The sequence below is a fragment of the Salinigranum rubrum genome, from assembly GCF_002906575.1.
GTDB lineage: Archaea > Halobacteriota > Halobacteria > Halobacteriales > Haloferacaceae > Salinigranum > Salinigranum rubrum.
Window position 1 is genome coordinate 3,133,608 of the sequence record NZ_CP026309.1, and the last position, 18,450, is coordinate 3,152,057.

Consider the following 18,450-nt stretch of genomic DNA (forward strand, 5'->3'; position numbering starts at 1 on the left):
GTTCCTGCGTCGTGTCTCAGTGTGGCTCAAGTGGGTCATAGTTCGAGAGAGTCCGGTTGGAGGGACGTGAGGGCCGGGAACGGAGGCACACGGGATAGCGTTCGTTCGCGTTCAGGGTGCATGAACCGAACCGTGTGTGATGTGGCGAGTGGAGGGAGGGCGCGAGCGTCAGCGGGACCAGAGGGGAGGACCGGATGCGACAGCGGGGTACGTCGGAGGGATCGAGTCGGGGACGGTCCGAACAGCGCCGAAGCCGTGGGAGGTGTCGAGGGTCGGGTCATGCGTTGGAGGGAGTTCCGTCGGTGGAGGGAGTCGCGTCAGCGGGGGACGATGCGTCGGAGGGGGTTCCGCCGCGGCCGGTGAGTCGCGCCCACACGACGAGCGTCGAGGGGAGGACGATGATGGAGGCCAGGAACGAGTAGAGGATGCTCAGTCCCGTGAGGAGACCGAACTGCCCCAGGATGGGCGTGATTGCCAGGACGAGCACGCCGATTCCAGTCACGGTCGTCAGCATGCTGCCGGTGAGCGCGCCGCCGGTGCCACGGACGGTCGCTTCGAGCGCCTCGTAGACGTCGCCGTCGTCGTCGAACTCCTCGGAGAAGCGGTGGACGACGTGGGCGGAGTAGTCGATGCCGAGACCGATGGCGATCGAGAGAATCGTCCCCGTGAGGGCGTTGAGCGGGATGTCCCCGTAGCGCATCGAAGCGGCGATAGCCGCGACAGTGACGGCGATGGGGACGGTGTTGGCGACGCCGAGCAGCGGTCGCCCCTCGATGAGCCAGTAGATCCCGACGAGGAACACCAGCGTCGCAGCAAGCGCGATAGCGAGGCTCGTGAGCGCCGACTCGGTGATGACGTCCGAGACGGCCTTGAACACGATGATGGTGCCCGTCGCCGTCGCCTCGAACCGGATCCCGGAGGCGACCTCGCGGGCGTCGCGCGTGACGTCCGCCTGTTCGGCGTCGGCCTGCACCGCGTACTGGACCCGCGCACTCCGGTAGTCCTCGGTGATGTAGTTGAGCGCCCGGTCGCGGGCGGGCGACGAGAGGAGCGCGTCGTACACCGTCTCGAGGTTGTCGTCGGGGATGCCGTTGCGGTTCGCGTCGTTCCGACGGACGAGGGCGGCGAACTCCTCGTCGCGCGCCGCTTGCTCGCGGATGACCGTGACGATGCTCGTCGAATCCGCTCTCCCGTCGCGGCTGACGAAGCTCTCCGGCGGGTCGTCACCCATCCGATAGAGCTGTTCGAGGGCGTCGTCCTGGCGCAACGGTCCCTCGACGTACACCGTCACCTGGTCGTCCTCGCCGCTCTCGAACGTGTCTTCGAGGTAGTTGATCGTCTCCGGTGTGTCGTACTCGCTCGGCGCGAACGGTTCGGGGAGGGATTCGAGCCAGTCGGGGTTGTCCTCGGGCGGGAGGAACGACTCCTGGGTGAACCGCGAGTCGACGCCGGTTCCGTAGTACGCGAGGCCGCTCGTGCTCACGACGAGGACGAGGAGGAACAGCCGCGGGGCGACCCGGCTGATGGAGACGCCGACGGGAAGGATTCGCCCGAGGACCGAATCCTCGCTGCCGAGCGGCTGGCTGCCGAACTGGGGGAACCGGGTGCGAGCGCGCCACTGGTCGGCGTACACCTTCGCCGCGGGGAGGAAGATGCCGAAGATGAGGAACGTGAAGATGATGCCGATGCCGGCGACGAGCCCGAAGTCCTGAATCGGCGGGAGCGCGCTCGTCAGGTTCGCGCTGAAGCCGATGACGGTGGTGCCGGTGACGATGAAGAAAGCCACGAGGAGCTGGTCGGTTGCGGTCCGCATCGATGGGACGATGCCGATGCCCTGGACGCGCTCCTCGCGGTAGCGGTTGACCGCGTGGATGCCGAAGTCGATGCCGACCGCCAGAAGGAGCGGCGGCACGGCGATGAGCATCTGGGTGAACGCGATACCCGCGAGGCCCATGAACCCGAACGTCCAGAGGATGGCCATCGCGAGCGAGACGACTCCCACGAGGAGGTCCAGCGGGTCGCGGTACGCGTAGACGAGGAAGACGAAGATGAGCGTCACGGCCGCCGGAACGACGATGAGCAGCGAGTCGCCGATGACGTTACCGAACTCCGCGGAGATGAGGCCGCTCCCGAAGACGCGGATGTCGCCGCCGACCGTCCCGACGATGTCCTCGGCCTGTAGCTGGATGTCCGTCGCGGGGCTGTCACCGCCTCCGCCGCCCCCGCTACTGTCGCTGGCACCCGGCAGCGAGTGCGTCACGGTGGCGATGGTCGCCGAGGCGGTCACCGACTCGCGGTTGTAGTCCTCGCTGAGCAGGCCGACCAGGCCGGGCCGCTCGCGGAGGACCGACCGCGTGTGTTCGCGGACCGTCGACGCCGGCGTGCGTTCGAGCGCGTCGATCTGTTCGTCGAGCGTGGTCGCCTCGGGGTCGATGTCCTGTGCGACGACGCGCGCGACGCTCGCGGTGGCGACGACGCGCTGGTCGGGCGTCTCCTCCAAGCGGTGCTGGGCCTCCAGCATCCGCAACATCGACGACTTCGAGAGGACGTTGCTGTTCGACTGGATGAGCTGTGTCGACGCGGTTTCGGCGGTGAAACTCTCCGTCTCGAACTGCTCGTTGATCTCGTCGGCGGCTTCCTGCGCCGGGATGTCCTCCGTGAACTGGTCGGTTCCCGACTCGGTCGCCGTCATCGCGAGCCCCGACGACATGACGAGCGTGACGACGAGGAACGTCAGGATGACCGCCTTCGGGCGGTTGACGATCCAGTCGTCGACGCGGTCGATGATCTGTTGGTGCCTCATCGAGAGCGCTTACCCCCGGCGACGCCAGACGACGATGCCCACGGCGGCCACGGCGACGATGCCGACGATGCCGAGGAGGGACAGCGGGAGACCGCCGCCACCGCGCTCGGGCGTGACGACGTCGACGGCGACCGTGTGGGTCTGTGAGAGCTGCGTGTCACCGTCGGGCGTCGTGTACTGGAGGTCGGCCGACACCGGGTACTGCTTCGTGAGCGCGTCGCCGCCGGCGCTGGCGGCCACCTGGACTTCGGCGGACTCGCCGGGGTCGAGCGTGGGGACGAACGCCTCGTCGTCACTGCTCGAAAGCGGGTCGCTGAAGTACGTCTTCACGCTGACGTCGGTCAGTGGCTCGTCCCCGTTGTTGGTGACGCGGAGCGTGACCGTCCCCGAGCCGCCCCGTTCGAGCGACGCCTGGACCGGTTCGACGGTGAAGCGGTCCCGCTGTTCGGCCACGTCGACGGCCCGGCGGAGCGTGTCGCTGGTCCGCTCGTCACCGACGCCGTTCTCGTATCTGACCTCGAAACTGAACTGCTGACGCCCGGCCGTCGCCGCCTCGCTCACGTCCGCCTCGAACGAGAACGACTCGCTGTCGCCGGCTTCGAGGTCCGAAAGCGCGTACTCCGTCTCGGTGAAGTCGAGGTTCCGCGACCCGCCGGAGACGACGAGCACCGGTTCGTTCACCGTCGAGGGGCCCTCGTTCGTGATGGTCCCCGAGACGGTGCCCTCCTGGCCGACGCGGAGCGTCGAGTCGAGTTCAGACACCGAGAAGGACTGCTCGGCGTTCGGGGTGACCCCCGTCACGAGTTCCGAGGAGTTTTGACGGATGCCGTCGACGTCGGTGTAGTCGACGGTCGTCGTCAGCGAGTACTCGCGCTGGATGGCGTCGTCGGCCGCGTTGAGCGCGTACGTCACCTGCTTCGTCTCGCCGGGACGCCACGCCCCGACGAACGAGTCGGCGCTGTTCGAGTCGGTCCCGAAGGAGAGTTCGTCGCTCGACGAGGCGACCGAGACGCGCGCGTCGCGTGCGGGTTCGCTGCCGACGTTCTCCAGCGTCACTGTCACTTCGCCGCGGTCACCGATCTGTGTCGTCGACTGCGTGTCGACGATTTCGAAGCGCGGGGCGTCGACGACGCGGATCGTGATCGTCTGGGTACCGCGGAACGTCGACTCGGAGAACTCGGGTTCCCCGTCGCCGTACGTGACGATGCGCGTGTAGCTGTAGCGGACCTCGACCGGGACCTCGTAGGTCCCCGGCGGCGTCCCCTCGGGGACCGTCAGCGACACGTCGAGGGGGCCGGCGGTTCCGGTCGGGACGCTCCCGACGGGAATCGCACCCGTGTCGAACTCCACCGGGCTGTCCTGTGCGTTGAGTTCGACGACCGTCCCGCGTGCGGTGGTGACGCGGTTGACGTACTCCGTGGCGCCGTCCTGAACGAGTTGGCCGTCGTTCGAGAGGTAGACCTGGAGGGTCGTCTCCTCTCCCGGCGTGACCTGGTTGTTCGGTACGTACACGTCCACGTTCGGACGGCCGATCACCTGTTCCTGTGCGCTGACCAGCGGTGCTCCCGCGGAGGCGACGATGACCGCGAGAACGAGACCGAGAAGGGCGGTTGTATTCGATTTCATATAGGTGTGTTGAGTTGAACGAGCGTTCGATTAGTCAATCGTCGTGGAAGACTTAAGCAGCGTGGAACAGGAGTAAACCTAGAAACAGTTTCTTCTGGATCCTCAGATTCCGCCCGTATTCGGCGCGAGACGTCGGATCGGTGCGATTGGCGCGGAAGAAACGAAAACGAGGTTCCCATAGCCGACCGCGAGTGACCCGCAGCGTCAGCCGACGTACGTTTGCTGGAGGTACGCTTCGACCTGCTGGCGCTCGGTGTCGGTGAGCGCGCGGTCGTAGATGACTACGGCGGCGACGTCCATGTCGAGATACGGCGCGGGCGTCATCTCCGCACCCACGACGAGCCTGTCGTTATCCGTCGCGAACGTGTGCGTCGCCGAGTCGATGGCCGTTCCGTCCTTATAGTGGGTGAACGCCCCGTTCGAGTGGACGGCCGACTGGGTGAACCACCCAGTTCCGGTGCCCGCGGTCGTCGAGACGTAGTCGTTCGGCCCGCCCCAGCCCTGCACCATCAGGTCGCCGTTCGGGTCGACCGACAGCCCGAACACCTGGTTCTCCTTCGGGAGGCCGTATGCGACACCGCCGTAGCCGACCTCGCGGTACTCCGCGACCACGAACACGGTACGGTCCGCATTACCGGTGGGGACGCCGGTGAGCCCACCGGTTCGAGACGCCACGTCGTCGACGCCGTCGAACCGGACGACCTGTGCGCCGGTCGGACTCGTCGCCAGCGTCGGTCCACCGCTGGCCGTCAGGTCGTTCCCGTTGCCCGACTGGTCCGCCCACGTCGTCACAGAACCTCCAGAAGTCGTGACGCCCGTCGTCGAGTCGAGATGCAGCGCCAGTCCGCTCGTCACCGGGAGGTCGCTCGAACTGGTCGATATCGAGACGGAGACGACGGCCTCGTTCGAGACGTTCCCGGTCGAATCCGCGACCGTGTAGGCGAACGAGTCGCTCGTCGTCACCGACCCGTCGTGGGTGTACTCGATAGCACCCGTGGCGGCGTCCACGACGAGCGTTCCGGACGCGGGGTACGACGTCACCTGTACCGTGGTCGGGTCGATGTCGCCGTCCGCGTCGGCGTCGTTCGCGAGGACGTCGACCGTGACACTCCCGCCCTGCGCGACCGACGCACTGTCGTCGGTCGCCACCGGGGCCGTGTCGGTCGACGCCGCTTCGAGCGTCACCGTCACCGAGTCGGTCGCCTCCGAATTCGTGTACGCGGCGTGGCCCGAATCGGCGACCGTCGCCGTCACCGTGTGGCTTCCCGCCGCGACGCCGGTGAAGGTGTACGTCCCCGAGAGCGGGCGGTCGTCGACGACCGCCCCGCCGTCGAGCGAGAGGTGGACGTGGTCGCCGCTCTGTGCGGCGGTCGCGTCCCACGACACCGACAGGTCCGAACCGGTGACGGTCGCTCCCTCCGTCGGGTCGGTGATCGAGACGGAGGCCGTCGACGTCGAGCCTCCACTGCCGACGTACGTCTGCTGGAGGTAGTCTTCGACCTGCTGGCGCTCGGTGTCGGTGAGCGCGCGGTCGTAGATGACTACGGCGGCGACGTCCATGTCGAGGTACGGCGCGGGCGTCATCTCCGCGCCCACGACGATCCGATTCGCCGTCGTGGTGAAGCTGTGTGTGGCCGAGTCGATGGACGTCCCGTCCCTGTAGTGGGTGAACGCCCCGTTCGAGTGGACGACCGACTGGGTGAGCCAGCCGGCACCCGTGCCCGCGGTCGTAGAGATGTAGTCGTTCGACCCGCCCCAGCCCTGCACCATCAGGTTCCCGTCCGGGCCCACCGAGAGGCCGAAGGCGTCGTTCGTCGAGGGAGAGCCGTACGCGACACCACCGTAGCCGACCTCGCGGTACTCCGCGACGACGAACATCGTGCGGTCGGCGTCACCTGTCGGCACGGCTGCCAGACCACCGGTCCGCGATGCCACGTCGTCGACGCCGTCGAACCGGACGACCTGTGCGCCGGTCGGACTCGTGGCGAGGGATGGACCGCCGCTCGCCGTCAGGTCGTTGCCGTTGCCCGACTGGTCCGCCCACGTCGTCACAGAACCTCCAGAAGTCGTGACGCCCGTCGTCGAATCGAGGTGGAGCGCTAATCCACTGGTGACTGGGAGGTCGCTCGGCGGCGGCGAACTGGAGACCGACACCGACACCGTCGCCTCGTTCGAGGTCGCACCCGCGTCGTCGTCGACGGTGTAGGCGAACGAGTCGCTCGTCGTCGCCGACCCGTCGTGGGTGTACTCGATGGCACCCGTGGCCGCGTCCACGACGAGCGTTCCGGATGCCGGGTACGACGTCACCTGCACCGTCGTCGGGTCGAGGCTCCCGTCGGGGTCGTCGTCGTTGGCGAGAACGTCCACAGTGGTGCTCCCGCCCTGAGAGACGCTTGCGCTGTCGTCGGTCGCCACCGGCGGACTGTTAGTGGTCGCGGCTTCGAGCGTGACCGTCACCGAGTCGGTCGCTCCCGGGTTCGTGTACGCGGCGTGGCCCGAATCGGCGACAGTCGCCGTCACCGTGTGGCTTCCCGCCGCGACGCCCGTGAACGTGTACGTCCCCGAGAGCGGACGGTCGTCGACGACCGGACCTCCGTCGAGCGAGAGGTGGACGTGGTCGCCGCTCTGTGCGGCGGTCGCGTCCCACGACACCGACAGGTCCGAACCGGTGACGGTCGCTCCCTCCGTCGGGTCGGTGATCGAGACGGAGGCCGTCGACGTGCCGGTACCGACGTACTGCTGCTGGAGGTAGTCTTCGACCTGCTGGCGTTCGGTGTCGCTGAGCGCGCGGTCGTAGATGATCACGGCAGCGACGTCCATGTCGAGGTACGGCGCGGGCGTCATCTCCGCGCCGACCACGAGCCTGTCGTTATCCGTCGCGAACGTGTGCGTCGCACTGTCGATGGCCGTTCCGTCCTTGTAGTGGGTGAACGCCCCGTTCGAGTGAACGACCGACTGCGTGAACCACCCAGTTCCGGTACCTGCCGTGGTCGAGACGTAGTCGTTCGGCCCGCCCCAGCCCTGCACCATCAGGTCGCCGTTCGGGTCGACTGCGAGCCCGAACACCTGGTTTCTTTTCGGAAGCCCGTACGCGACACCGCCGTAGCCGACCTCGCGGTACTCCGCGACCACGAACATCGTGCGGTCCCCATCACCCGTCGGCACGGCTGCCAGTCCACCAGTTCGAGAGGCAACGTCGTCGACGCCGTCGAACCGGACGACCTGTGCGCCGGTCGGACTCGTGGCGAGGGTCGGCCCGCCGCTCGCCGTCAGGTCGTTCCCGTTGCCCGACTGGTCCGCCCACGTCGTCACCGCTCCGCCACTGGTGGCCACACCGGTCGTCGAGTCGAGGTGGAGCGCCAGTCCGCTCGTCACCGGGAGGTCGCTCGGCGGTGGTGAGCCCGATATCGAGACGGAGACGACGGCCTCGTTCGAGACGTTGGCCGTCGAGTCCGCGACCGTGTACCGGAACGAGTCGCTCGTCGACGACGAGCCGTCGTGGTCGTACGTGACCGCTCCGGTCGCGGAGTCGACGCTGACGTCCCCCGACACGGGGTACTCCGTGATGCGGACCGAAGACGGGTCGATGTCGCCGTCCGCGTCCGCGTCGTTCGCGAGAACGTCGACCGTGACGCTCCCGCCCTGCGCGACGCTCGCGCTGTCGTCGGCCGCGACCGGGGCGGTGTCACTCGTCGTCGGTGTCGTCACGTACTGCTGCTGGAGGTACTCCTCGACCTGCTGGCGTTCGGTGTCGCTGAGCGCGCGGTCGTAAACGAACACGGCGGCGACGTCCATGTCGACGTAGGGGTCCTCGTCGATTTCCGCACCCATCACGATTCGATCAGTCGTCGTCGCGAACGCGTGGGACGCGCTGTCGATGACGGTCCCGTCCTTGTAGTGGGTGAGCGCCCCGTTCGAGTGGACCGCGGCCTGGGTCAGCCAGCCCGCACCCGTGCCCACTGTCGTGGTGTGGAAGTCGTTGCGGCGGCCCCATCCCTGAACCATCATCTCGCCGTCGGGGTTGACCGAGAGGCCGAACAACTGGTTCAGCGCGGGCGACCCGTAGCCGACGCCGCCGTATCCGGGCGAGTCATAGCGGACGAGCGCGACCACCGTGCGGTCGGCGTCGCCGGACGGGAACCCGGTCAGACCGGTCCGGACGAGCGCGTCGCCGGTGCCGTCGAACGCGACGACCTGCTCGCCGTTGGGGGCGTCCGAGGCGACCTGGGGGTCACCGACGGCGGTGAGGTCGTTCCCGTTGCCGGAGACGTCCGACCAGCCGGTCACCGTGCCGCCGGAGGTCGAGAGTCCCTGCGTCGACTCGTACTGGGCGACCAGTCCGTCGGTCGGAACGCCCGAGGAGGTGCACGGGCCGCTGGCGACGTACGTCGCGGTGTAGGTCGTGTCCGTCGTCGGAACGCGGACCACGTGGCTCCGCGCGCCGCCGTCGGACCACGAGTCGAACTCGTAGGTCGTCCCGGCGACGCACTGGGCGGCGGGTGCGGTGAGCGTGTGGTCGAACCCGATGAGCGTGTCGTACACGTACGGGGTCGTGTCGGGGATGCCGTCGATGGAGACGTCGATACCGTCCGGCGACGTGTCGATGGTCAGATCCACCTTCTCCGGGTCGATGTCGACGCTCTGCGTGCTGCTCACGCCCGTCGACGTGTCGGTCGCCGTCAACGAGATGCGGTAGCCTGTGTCGCCGTGGTAGTCGTGTCCCGTCCGTGCGATGTCGAACGAGCCGCTACTCCCCGAAACGGGTCCCAGTACCGGGTGGGTGTGGTCGTTGTGCGTGAACAGCACCGTCCAGGAGAGGTCCTCCGGCGGGACGGGGTCGCCGGCGGCGGTCGTCGCACTTCCGGAGAAGGTGATGGTGTCGCCGGCGACGAACGTCGAGCCGTCGGTCGGCGAGCCGATTTGGACGACGGGCCCCGACCCGACGGTGATCTCGATGGGGTCCGAGATGTCCTCGTTCCCCGACGCGTCCGTCACCCGCAGTCGCGCCTGGTACACTCCCGTCGAGGAGTACGTGTGCGTCACCGTCGATCCGGTCGCCGTCGTTCCGTCTCCGAACTCCCACGTGTACGTCAGCGCCTCGTCGTTCGGGTCCTCCGCGAAGCCGGTGAACTCCACCGTCAGCGGCGCGTCGCCCTGGGTGACGTCCGCGCCCGCGCCGGTGATGTAGGGAGAGTCGGTCGCGAACTTGTACTCGACGCGCTTGACGTTCCCGTAGGCGATAAGCGGGGAGTACAGCGCGCCGTCGGGTCCCTCGACGAGGTCGACGGGCCGACCCGCGAAGGTCCGGAAGAGGTAGTCGCCGGTCACGGCACCCGTGTCGTCGAACGTCAGGTAGCGGAGCTCGTTGTACGCGTAGTCCGCGAAGAAGTACGCGCCCGTGTACGCGGACGGATACTGGTTCCCACGGTAGACCGGGCCGCTGATGATCGACCCGCCGACGTCGCGGTGAGGGTAGCTGTACAGGGGGTCGGTGTACTCGGAGCCGGCGCAGTCGCCCTCACAGATCGGCCACGCGTAGTTGGCTCCCGCCTCGCCGAGGTTGACCTCTTCACGGGAGTCGACGACGTTGCCGCCGACGTCACCGACGAAGAACCGGTGCGTCGAGAGGTCCCACTTCGCGCGATAGGGGTTTCGGAGCCCGTACGCCCAGACACTGTCGATGGCACTCGCGTTGTCGAGGAACGGGTTGTCCGCGGGAACGGTCCCGTTCGGGGAGAACCGGTGTATCTTCCCGCCGGCGTTCGAGAGGTCCTGAGAGAGGGCGGGGTCGAACTCCTCGCCGGTGGTGAGGTACAACAGCCCGTCCGGACCGAACTCGAGCCCACCGCCGAAGTGATACTCGCCGACGTAGGTGTCGGGGTTCTCCCAGATAACCGTCTCGGAGGAGCGGTCGCCCCGCGAGGAGAGCCCGCCGCTGTTCTCGACGTGCTGGAAACGGGCGACGCGAGACTGTGCAGGGGTGGCGGGCTGGTAGTAGAGGTAGAAGTACCCGTTCTGCAGGAACTGCGGGTCGACGACGATGCTGATGAGTCCGCGCTCGCCGGTGGTGTCGATGTTCGTGAGCGTCATGTACGTCTGCGAGTCGAGCGACGTATCGCTGGGGTCGGTGATGACGATCCGACCGCCCTTCTCGAGGACGAGCATCCGACCGTCGGGGAGGAACGTGAGCGAGATGGGCTGGACGAGGCCGTCGACGACGGTTTCGGTCGTGAAATCCGACGGGTCTGTCGACCCCAGGCTACCAGTGCCGAGCGGGGTGTCGTGGGCGCCGTCGTGTGCGGCGACCGGTTCGGATGCGACGTGAACGAAAGAGACGAGCGACCCAGTCACGACGAAGAACACGAACAGCACGGTGACGAACGATCGAGCGTGGGTGGTGTGACGGGGATGTAGGAGCATGATGGAAGCGAGAGAGACGGATTTTACCAGTCATACACACTCTGGTGAATAAGTTAGACACTGCAATCTGCACGGGGCGGCGTGATGGGAATAACGTACCGCGGATTAATTATCACGGAATCAGATACATGCCGCCGCAGACAGGGGAAATCCCCACCGACAGGGACGGCGGCGGCAGAGGGGTGCAGTCCGGTGAAACGGCCGGTTAGGATCGCGTTATCGAGACGGACACACCATAACATCCGTGTTTCTGATACGATCGGCGACCTCTCATCGAGGCGTGAATTCCCGACGCGCACAGCGAGAGAGGCGTCACCGTCCCCGAGACGGTCACGAGAGAGACGACATCGACCGGTCGAGGACCACGACGAACGACACGGCGACGTCTCGGTGGGACCTGTCGTCCGGAGGAGTGAAACCGGGGCGGGGACGGCTGCGGTTCGGGGCCGGAACGCGGATTAGTGTCGGACCCGCGTGGTTGGTCGGTCTATACTCATACCCTCTCACCGGCAAAGAGGAGCCAGACAAGTGTCACGAAGAGGAGTGCGAGGACTCGTCGCCCGGATGGTTCCGGACGGTGATCTCACGGAACGAGCTGTCAAGAGCGGGCTGTGGGCGTCGGCGATCACCGCCGGGAACCGCGGTCTCCAGATCGTCACCCTCGTCGTCATCGCCGGGCTGCTCGGTCCGACGGCGCTCGGACTCCTCGGCATCGCGCTGCTCACCCTCGCCGTGCTCGAAGTGTTCTCGAACCTCGGGATGGACGCGGCACTCATCCAGCGTCGGGAGGCGAACGTCGACGCGTATCTCGACACCGCGTGGGTGATGCAGGTCGTCCGTGGGGTCGTGCTGGCCGTCGTCGCGTGGACGATTGCCCCGCACGCGGCCGTGTTCTTCGGCGAGCCACGGAGCGTCGACCTGATACGCGCGATCGGGTTCTCGCCGCTCCTCTTGGGACTGCGGAATCCGGCCGTGATGTACTTCCAGAAGAACCTGGAGTTCCACCGCCAGTTCGGCTACCAGCTGTCGGGAACGGTCGTCGACGTGAGCGTCGCGCTCGTGCTGGCGATTACGACGGGGAGCGTCTGGGCACTCGTCCTCGGGAAGCTCGCGGGCGACGTGACCCGGACGCTCGTGTCGTATCTCATCCACGACTACCGGCCGTCGGTCCGTGCGGACCTGAGTAAGGGGCGCGAGCTGTTCGGCTACGGCAAGTGGATCATGGGCGCGTCCATCACGGCGTTCCTGCTCGGCCAGGGTGACGACGTCTTCGTCGGTTGGTTCCTCGGTGCGACGGCGCTCGGGCTCTACCAGCTCGCGTACCGCCTGGCGAACGCCCCCGCGACCGAAATCACGAAAGTAATCTCCTCGACGATGTTCCCGACGTACTCGAAGCTACAGGACGACCGGTCCGCGGTTCGGGCGGCGTACTTCCGCGTCCTGCAGTTCACGAGCTTCCTCACCTTCCCGATGAGCGTCGGAATCCTGGTGACCGCACCGCTGTTCGTCACCGGTTTCCTCGGCGAGGAGTGGTTGCCCATGGTGCCGGTGCTGCAGGTACTCACGCTGTGGGGGCTGCTGCTCTCGGTCGGCGCGAACGTCGGCCCGCTGTTCCGTGCGCTCGGGCGTCCGGACCTCGAGACGAAGGTGAAGGTCTGGAAGCTCCTCGTGGTCGCGCTCTTGATCTACCCTGCGACGGACGCGTACGGCGTCGTCGGAACCGCAGGTGCGGTCATCGTCGCCTCGCTCCTCACCTCCGAGCCGCTGGCCAACTACTGGGGGCTGAAGCTCATCGACGGGACGGTCAGACAGTTCGCGCGGACGCTGGCGTACCCGACGGCGACGAGCCTCGCGATGGGCGGCGTCGTCTACGCGGTTCGCGAGAGCGTCACGCTGGCACCCGCCGTCGAGTTCGTCGTCCTCGTCGTCGTCGGAATGGCCGCGTACGCCGGGGCGGTCCTGGTCGTGGAGTCGACGACAGACTACGACGTCGGCTCGATGCTCTCGCTCATCCGGCGGAACCTCGCGTGAACGACGTTCGAACCGGACAGATAGCAGATACATAACACCCGGCGAGGCGGCGTTAGCCGGAGTATGTCTATGCCCTCCACACACATCATCCAGCACACATGAAACGGAACGTCGTCCTGATCTGTCTCGACACGGTCAGGAAGGACTACTTCGACCGGTTCGCCCCACGGCTCTCGGCGGCGGCGAACGTCTCCTACGAGCAGTGTCGGACCGCATCCGCGTGGAGTACACCCAGCCACGCATCGATGCTGACCGGGACGCTCCCGCACGAGCACGGCGTCCACACCCACAACAGGGACTTCTCGACGCTCGCACGCGAGGACACCGTCATCGGCGACCTGACGCGCGAGGGGTACGCTGCGCTCGGGGTGAGCGCGAACCTCTTCGTCGGCCCCCGATACGGCTTCGACACGCTGTTCGACCGGTTCACGCCTGTCACACCCGACGTCGTCTTCCAGGACGCGTGGGAACCGCTCGACGTGGAAGGAACGGGCGTCAGGCGCGGGCTCAACTACGTTCGTGCGGCTCGCGACCGGAACCAACTCGGCAAGTACACCGCGAACGTGGCGGCACACCGGGTCAACCAGATCCTGAAGCGCCTCCCGGTCTCCTTCCAGGACAAAGGAGGCGCCGCGGTCTCCCGTGAGGCGCTCGGACAGATTCGCGAGACCGAGGGCCCCTTCGTCCAGTTCGTCAACTTCATGGACGCCCACCAGCCGCACCACCCGTTCCGGGGCATCGACGACTCGCTTCACGCCGTTCCCCGCGGGTGGACCTCCGCCGACGACTTCTACCGCGTCAAGTGGGATATCAACCGCGAGGGACGGGTCGAAGAGAACCGCGAGTTCCTCGACCGGTTCGAGCAACTGTACGGTGCCTCCGTCGAGTACCTCGACCGGCTCGTCGTCGACTTCATCGACCAAGTCCGTGCGGAGACGGACGGCAACACGACGTTCGTCGTCACTGCGGACCACGGTGAAAACCTGGGAGGGGCGGCCGACGGCTACCTGTTCGAGCACACGTCGAGCCTCTCGGAGGGGCTGTTGCACGTCCCCTGCGTCGTCGTCGACGCGCCGACCGATGACGAGCGCGTCGTCACCGAGACTGTCTCACACCTCCAGTTGCGGGAGTTGCTCGTCGGCCTCGCGCGCGGAGAACTCCCGGACATCTCTCGGGACCGCATCGCCGCCGAGGTGGTCGGCCTCTCGCCCGGCACGGTCGACCTCACCGCCGACGAGGAGGCGTACTTCGACCGTATGCTCCGGGCAGTCTACGAGGGGGACCGGAAGTACGTCTGGGATTCACAGGGGAACGCGCTCGCGTACCGACTCGACTGCGAGCGGCCGTCCTGGCAGGAACTGACCGAGGAGGACGTCCGGCCACCCGAGTGGGCTTCGGCGTTCTTCCCCGGAGACATCACGACGGCGAAGGAACGGGCCCGGGACGGCGCTTCCGAGGGACGAGAGACGGTCGACTCGTTCGCCGAGGCCCGACTCCGCGATCTGGGGTATCTCTGAGATGCTCGGGAGACGGACCAAGTCGACTGGTGCACGACACGAGCCTTCCGGCTGGGATCGAGGGCGTCGGGACCGGCGTTCTCGTGAACTACGTGTTCGAGACGCTCGTTCACGTGACGTGCGCACAGCGCGGTGTCGGCCACCCACGACTGAGTCGCGACGCCCGATTCAGACCCACCGAACGGCTCTCTGGCTCGTCTAAGGCCGCGGAAGGACGGCATTATCTCTCGCAGAGACGCTCGGTGCGGGTGGAAGAGGGTTCATAAATAAACCGCTCAGTGGGGTTTTGAGGCCCAGAGATGAACTCAGCTCCACACGTTGTTCTCCTCACTATCGACTGCTGGCGGTACGACAGATGTGGGTTCAACGGATATTCGAGACCGACGACGCCGGCGCTCGACGAACTGGCGGGCGAGTCGTTCGTGTTCGACCGCGCGTTCGCGACGGGGAGTGTCACCGCGGGGTCGTTCCCCGGTATCCTCGCCGGGCACCACTCGTACGACGGATCGGTCAACAGCCGACATCCCCGGTCCGAGGTTCAGGGGATACCGCCCGGTAGCGAAACCCTCGCGAGCCACTTTCGGACGAACGGCTACCGGACCGTCGCGACGGTCACCAATGCACATCTCCTGCCGAGTCTGAATTTCGACGCCGGGTTCGACGAGTTCGACAACGTCGAGGTGGGCGACCGAGACGACGAGGGCGGTGACGAGTCGTCGGTCGGCGACGACCGCGAGCGCGAAGGAGAGACGGACAGCGGGTCGCGCGGGCCGACCATGGGCGACGTCTTCCAGGAACTCCGCCGCCGCCTCCGCTGGGAGCAGGGGTCCGCGTCGCTCCTCCGGAACCCGTACGCCCTGCCCTTCGTCGCCTACCGGTTCAACCAACTCCAGAACTGGCCGAGCCCGCCGGCCGCGTCGGTGATCGACGCCTTCACCCAACAGCTGGACGACGCCTTCGAGTCGGGCACACCCGTGTTCGGCTGGACGCACCTGATGGACCTCCACGCGCCGATCCACCCCGCGCAGGTCAACGAGGGAGGGCTGGTCTCGACCGCTCGCTTCGAGGCGTTCCGCTGTGACGTCGAACGGCTCTGTAACGTGTACAGCCCGGGATACAACGCGATGTACGACAGCGTCGTCCGGTACATCGACGGCCAGATCGCCGCGCTGGTCGCCCACCTGAAAGAGCGGGGCGTGTGGGAGAACACCGTCCTCGTGGTGACGGGCGACCACGGCGAGGCGCTCGGTGACCGCGGGTTCTACGGCCACCCGGCCCACTACATGTACGACGAACTCCTCCACGTGCCCCTGCTGGTCCGGGCGCCGATGGGTATCGGGAGGCGCCTCGACGGGCCGTTCTCGCTCGGCTGGCTCCACGAACTCGTCTCCGACGTCGCGGGCGTTCCCCGTGGGCAGTTCCCCGCCGAGAGCGGTCGGACCTCCCACGTCACCGACGAAGGTGACGAGGACGCCGTCGTGGTGTCGGACGCGCTCGACGACCTCGGCCACAGCATCGTGACGCGGAACGGTGCGTGGAAGTACTGGCGGGTCTGCGACGCGAGAAAGGAGTGGGTGTACATCGACCTCGACGAGGAGAACCCGACGACGTGGGACTGGACCGAGGAGGGGACGGCGTTCAGAGTCGACTCCGACCGGACCGAACGGCACCCGCTCCCGGGAGGGGTGGCGCCGGAGGCCCTCTCGCGGCTCGCGGACGACCTCGAAACGACGAACGCTGACCGTCCCAAACTCCGCGTCGAGTACGACTCGGACGTCGAGGACCGGCTCAAACAACTCGGCTACCAGATGTAGCGGTGAGACGGGGCTGTCGATTCGATCTCCGTCTCGCGAACCACATCGATGACGCGGGAGCGTCCGTTCGGTCTACTTCAGCGGTGCGACGGCGTGTTCGCGCGGAGCGGTCGGGTCCCCGGTGAGCGTGACGGGGTTCGGCTCCATCTGCACCCACGAGAGCAGGTGGTCGTGGAAGTCCCGCATGTTCGTCCGGCCGTCGAGGTCCATCGGTCGGGAGAGCGAGTAGAACGGCCGGTTGTAGTGGGTTCTCCCTCGTAAACTGTTGGCCGCGCCGTTCTCCGAGCAGAACACGACGAGGTCGTACTTCCCCTCGGCGAGTTCGCAAATCTCGCCCGCGAACGCGTCGATTCGGCGGTAGATCTCTTCGACCTTCTCCAGGTTCGGCTCGTCGGCGTAGACGAGATAGAGGTGCTGGTAGGAGTCGAGGATCTGGAACTGCGTCATGAAGAACTGCCGCGGGTCGCCCGCGAGCGCCTCGCGGAACCGACGGCTGCGCCACGCGAAGTTCTTCTCCGCGAGGTCGACGGCGCCGGCCTCACCGAACTCCGGTAGCCGTCGTGGGTCGAGGATGTTTCGCCCCAGTGCCCACGAGGGCTCGGGGTTGTACGCGGGGACGTACAGCGCCTCGCTGTCGGGAATCTTCTCGAACAGCGTCGGAACCAGCAGGTCGTCGCGGAGGTAGTTGCGTTTCTCCAGCCTGGGACGGAGCGTCTGGTAGAACCCCTCTCTCAGGGGACGCGTCCGGGCTTCGAGCCCGTGGAAGAACGGCTTCTGGTAGGTCCGCGGTCGGATGACGCGCTTTTCGAGCCACTCGATTTCCGGGTCAGTGTAGTGTTTTCGCCCGGTGACACCGCTCGTGCGCCAGTCGTGGCCGGTAATGAGCTGCGAGGTGATCTGCGTGGAGACGTCGCGCGTCTGCCAGAGATTGTCGACCTCGACACCGCCGTACTGCGCTTGTTTGAGATGTCGACAGTCGAACCGTTCGAGGTAGTGCAAATCGACCCCGCCGAACATGACGGTGAGAACCTTCATCGAAGCTCTCACGCGTGCGAGGGTCGTTAACATACGTTGGCTAATCGAACAGGGCTGCCGGTTTGGCGCCCGTTAACCGACCGTCTCCCTGTCGACGAACCGTGGCGGTGGTGTCCGAATCGGGCGCTGACGAACCTCCGTCGACCGTTCGAGCGGTCGGCTGTCGGCCGCCCGAACGGTGGTAGTCGTCTCGCGTCGAGCCGCCGGTAACGAGGGTCGTAACTAAGCGCTCAGGACACCGTTAACAGGTGTATGAGCGTCCACGCCGTGTCGGTCCTCGCGGCCCTCCTCGTCGTTCTCTCGGGGACAGCCGTCGGAGGTGTTCCGCTGGAACTGCAGACTACTGGGGCGTACGCCGTCGTCACCGAGAACAGCGTCCACACGCCGGTCGAGACCGTCCGACTCGGCGAGACCAGTGTCGACGTCTCCGCGACGTCCCCCCACGACGGGTACGAACCCCTCAACGTCACCGTCGTCGCCCCCGCGGACGAGGCGGTCCGCGTCGAACTGTTCGACGCGAACGGGGACCGGCGGACGGCCCTCACGCCCAGCGCGGACGGAACCGTCTCGATTCCGACCGACGCCCTGTCGTCGGGAACGTACTACATCGCCGTTCGAGCCGAGGGCCAGATTCGGGCCGCCGAACGGGCGGTCGTCTCGCGGCACGACGTGACGTTCTCCGCTATCGAGTCCGCGTCGACCGCCGACGAACTCCGGTTCCGCATCGGCATCATCCCCGGTGGCGACATCCCCTACCGCGACGTCGAGGTCGTCGCAACGGACGGCACCGACGAGGTGGTCGTGAGCGCGACCGAGGTTCGGCTCGGGCTCTACGAGGCGACGGTCGACCGAACGTCCCTCCCGCCGGGTGAACACGCCGTCTACGCGCGCCTCGTCGGGCGACCGGGTCCGTACGTCGGGATGAGCGACGCTGTCGCGGTCACCGTCGAGGGCGAGGCGAGCCAGGAGGGACAGTCCGTGACGACCGGGACGGTGACCGACGTTGCGACCGAAGACGCGGAGTCGCTCTCCACGACCGACGGGGTCGGAGTGACGACGACGCGGTTCCCCGAGACGGGAGTCGTACTCCTCCTCGCGCTCCTGCTAGCGGGGGGCGTGATGTACCGGGTGCGTCGGCGTCGCTGACAAATCCGTTTGGCCGCTCGTTTTCGTGAACGTCCCCGTCGACAGTGAGCAGGAGGCG

The 18,450-nt window shown here is 67.0% G+C and carries 8 protein-coding genes; 4 read left to right on the forward strand and 4 right to left on the reverse strand.

The annotated features are described in order from the left end of the window. Positions 1-277: 277 nt before the first annotated feature. From C2R22_RS15365 to C2R22_RS15375, 3 genes are all read right to left on the reverse strand, one after another. Positions 278-2,803, reverse strand: coding sequence for an efflux RND transporter permease subunit (locus C2R22_RS15365; RefSeq protein WP_103426531.1), 2,526 nt, complete (start codon positions 2,801-2,803; stop codon positions 278-280). 9 nt (positions 2,804-2,812) lie between these two features. Continuing rightward, positions 2,813-4,429, reverse strand: coding sequence for a COG1361 S-layer family protein (locus C2R22_RS15370; protein WP_103426532.1), 1,617 nt, complete (start codon positions 4,427-4,429; stop codon positions 2,813-2,815). Between the two features lie 204 nt (positions 4,430-4,633). Beyond that, complete coding sequence (locus C2R22_RS15375; RefSeq protein ID WP_103426533.1) at positions 4,634-10,849, reverse strand: PQQ-dependent sugar dehydrogenase; 6,216 nt, start codon at positions 10,847-10,849, stop codon at positions 4,634-4,636. Between the two features lie 564 nt (positions 10,850-11,413). On the opposite strand from C2R22_RS15375, the gene C2R22_RS15380 reads away from it, so the two are divergent. The 3 genes from C2R22_RS15380 (at position 11,414) to C2R22_RS15395 (ending at position 16,211) form a co-directional block, all read left to right on the forward strand. Beyond that, a complete protein-coding gene (locus C2R22_RS15380; RefSeq protein ID WP_216824745.1) occupies positions 11,414-12,880 on the forward strand; it encodes a lipopolysaccharide biosynthesis protein in 1,467 nt (488 codons plus the stop codon). 98 nt (positions 12,881-12,978) lie between these two features. After that, positions 12,979-14,397 carry a sulfatase-like hydrolase/transferase gene (locus C2R22_RS15385; protein WP_103426535.1) on the forward strand — a complete coding sequence of 473 codons (1,419 nt, stop codon included), beginning with the start codon at positions 12,979-12,981 and terminating at the stop codon, positions 14,395-14,397. A 299-nt stretch (positions 14,398-14,696) separates the two neighbouring features. After that, the gene (locus tag C2R22_RS15395) at positions 14,697-16,211 is read left to right on the forward strand and encodes a sulfatase-like hydrolase/transferase (RefSeq protein ID WP_103426537.1); all 1,515 of its coding nucleotides are present in this window, start codon (positions 14,697-14,699) and stop codon (positions 16,209-16,211) included. Between the two features lie 72 nt (positions 16,212-16,283). Here the strand turns inward: C2R22_RS15395 and C2R22_RS15400 are convergent, their stop codons facing one another. Further along, positions 16,284-17,246, reverse strand: coding sequence for a hypothetical protein (locus C2R22_RS15400; RefSeq protein WP_103426538.1), 963 nt, complete (start codon positions 17,244-17,246; stop codon positions 16,284-16,286). A 252-nt stretch (positions 17,247-17,498) separates the two neighbouring features. Between C2R22_RS15400 and C2R22_RS15405 the strand changes: the two genes are divergently transcribed. Then, complete coding sequence (locus tag C2R22_RS15405; protein ID WP_103426539.1) at positions 17,499-18,392, forward strand: T9SS type A sorting domain-containing protein; 894 nt, start codon at positions 17,499-17,501, stop codon at positions 18,390-18,392. Positions 18,393-18,450 lie beyond the last annotated feature (58 nt).

What these genes read in the sequence shown, in the direction of transcription:
- C2R22_RS15385 (WP_103426535.1), top strand. Translation starts at nt 12,979, where the DNA reads ATGAAACGGAACGTCGTCCTGATCTGTCTCGACACGGTCAGGAAGGAC.
- C2R22_RS15365 (WP_103426531.1), bottom strand. Translation starts at nt 2,803, where the DNA reads ATGAGGCACCAACAGATCATCGACCGCGTCGACGACTGGATCGTCAAC.
- C2R22_RS15370 (WP_103426532.1), bottom strand. Translation starts at nt 4,429, where the DNA reads ATGAAATCGAATACAACCGCCCTTCTCGGTCTCGTTCTCGCGGTCATC.
- C2R22_RS15395 (WP_103426537.1), top strand. Translation starts at nt 14,697, where the DNA reads ATGAACTCAGCTCCACACGTTGTTCTCCTCACTATCGACTGCTGGCGG.
- C2R22_RS15400 (WP_103426538.1), bottom strand. Translation starts at nt 17,246, where the DNA reads ATGAAGGTTCTCACCGTCATGTTCGGCGGGGTCGATTTGCACTACCTC.
- C2R22_RS15375 (WP_103426533.1), bottom strand. Translation starts at nt 10,849, where the DNA reads ATGCTCCTACATCCCCGTCACACCACCCACGCTCGATCGTTCGTCACC.
- C2R22_RS15380 (WP_216824745.1), top strand. Translation starts at nt 11,414, where the DNA reads ATGGTTCCGGACGGTGATCTCACGGAACGAGCTGTCAAGAGCGGGCTG.
- C2R22_RS15405 (WP_103426539.1), top strand. Translation starts at nt 17,499, where the DNA reads ATGAGCGTCCACGCCGTGTCGGTCCTCGCGGCCCTCCTCGTCGTTCTC.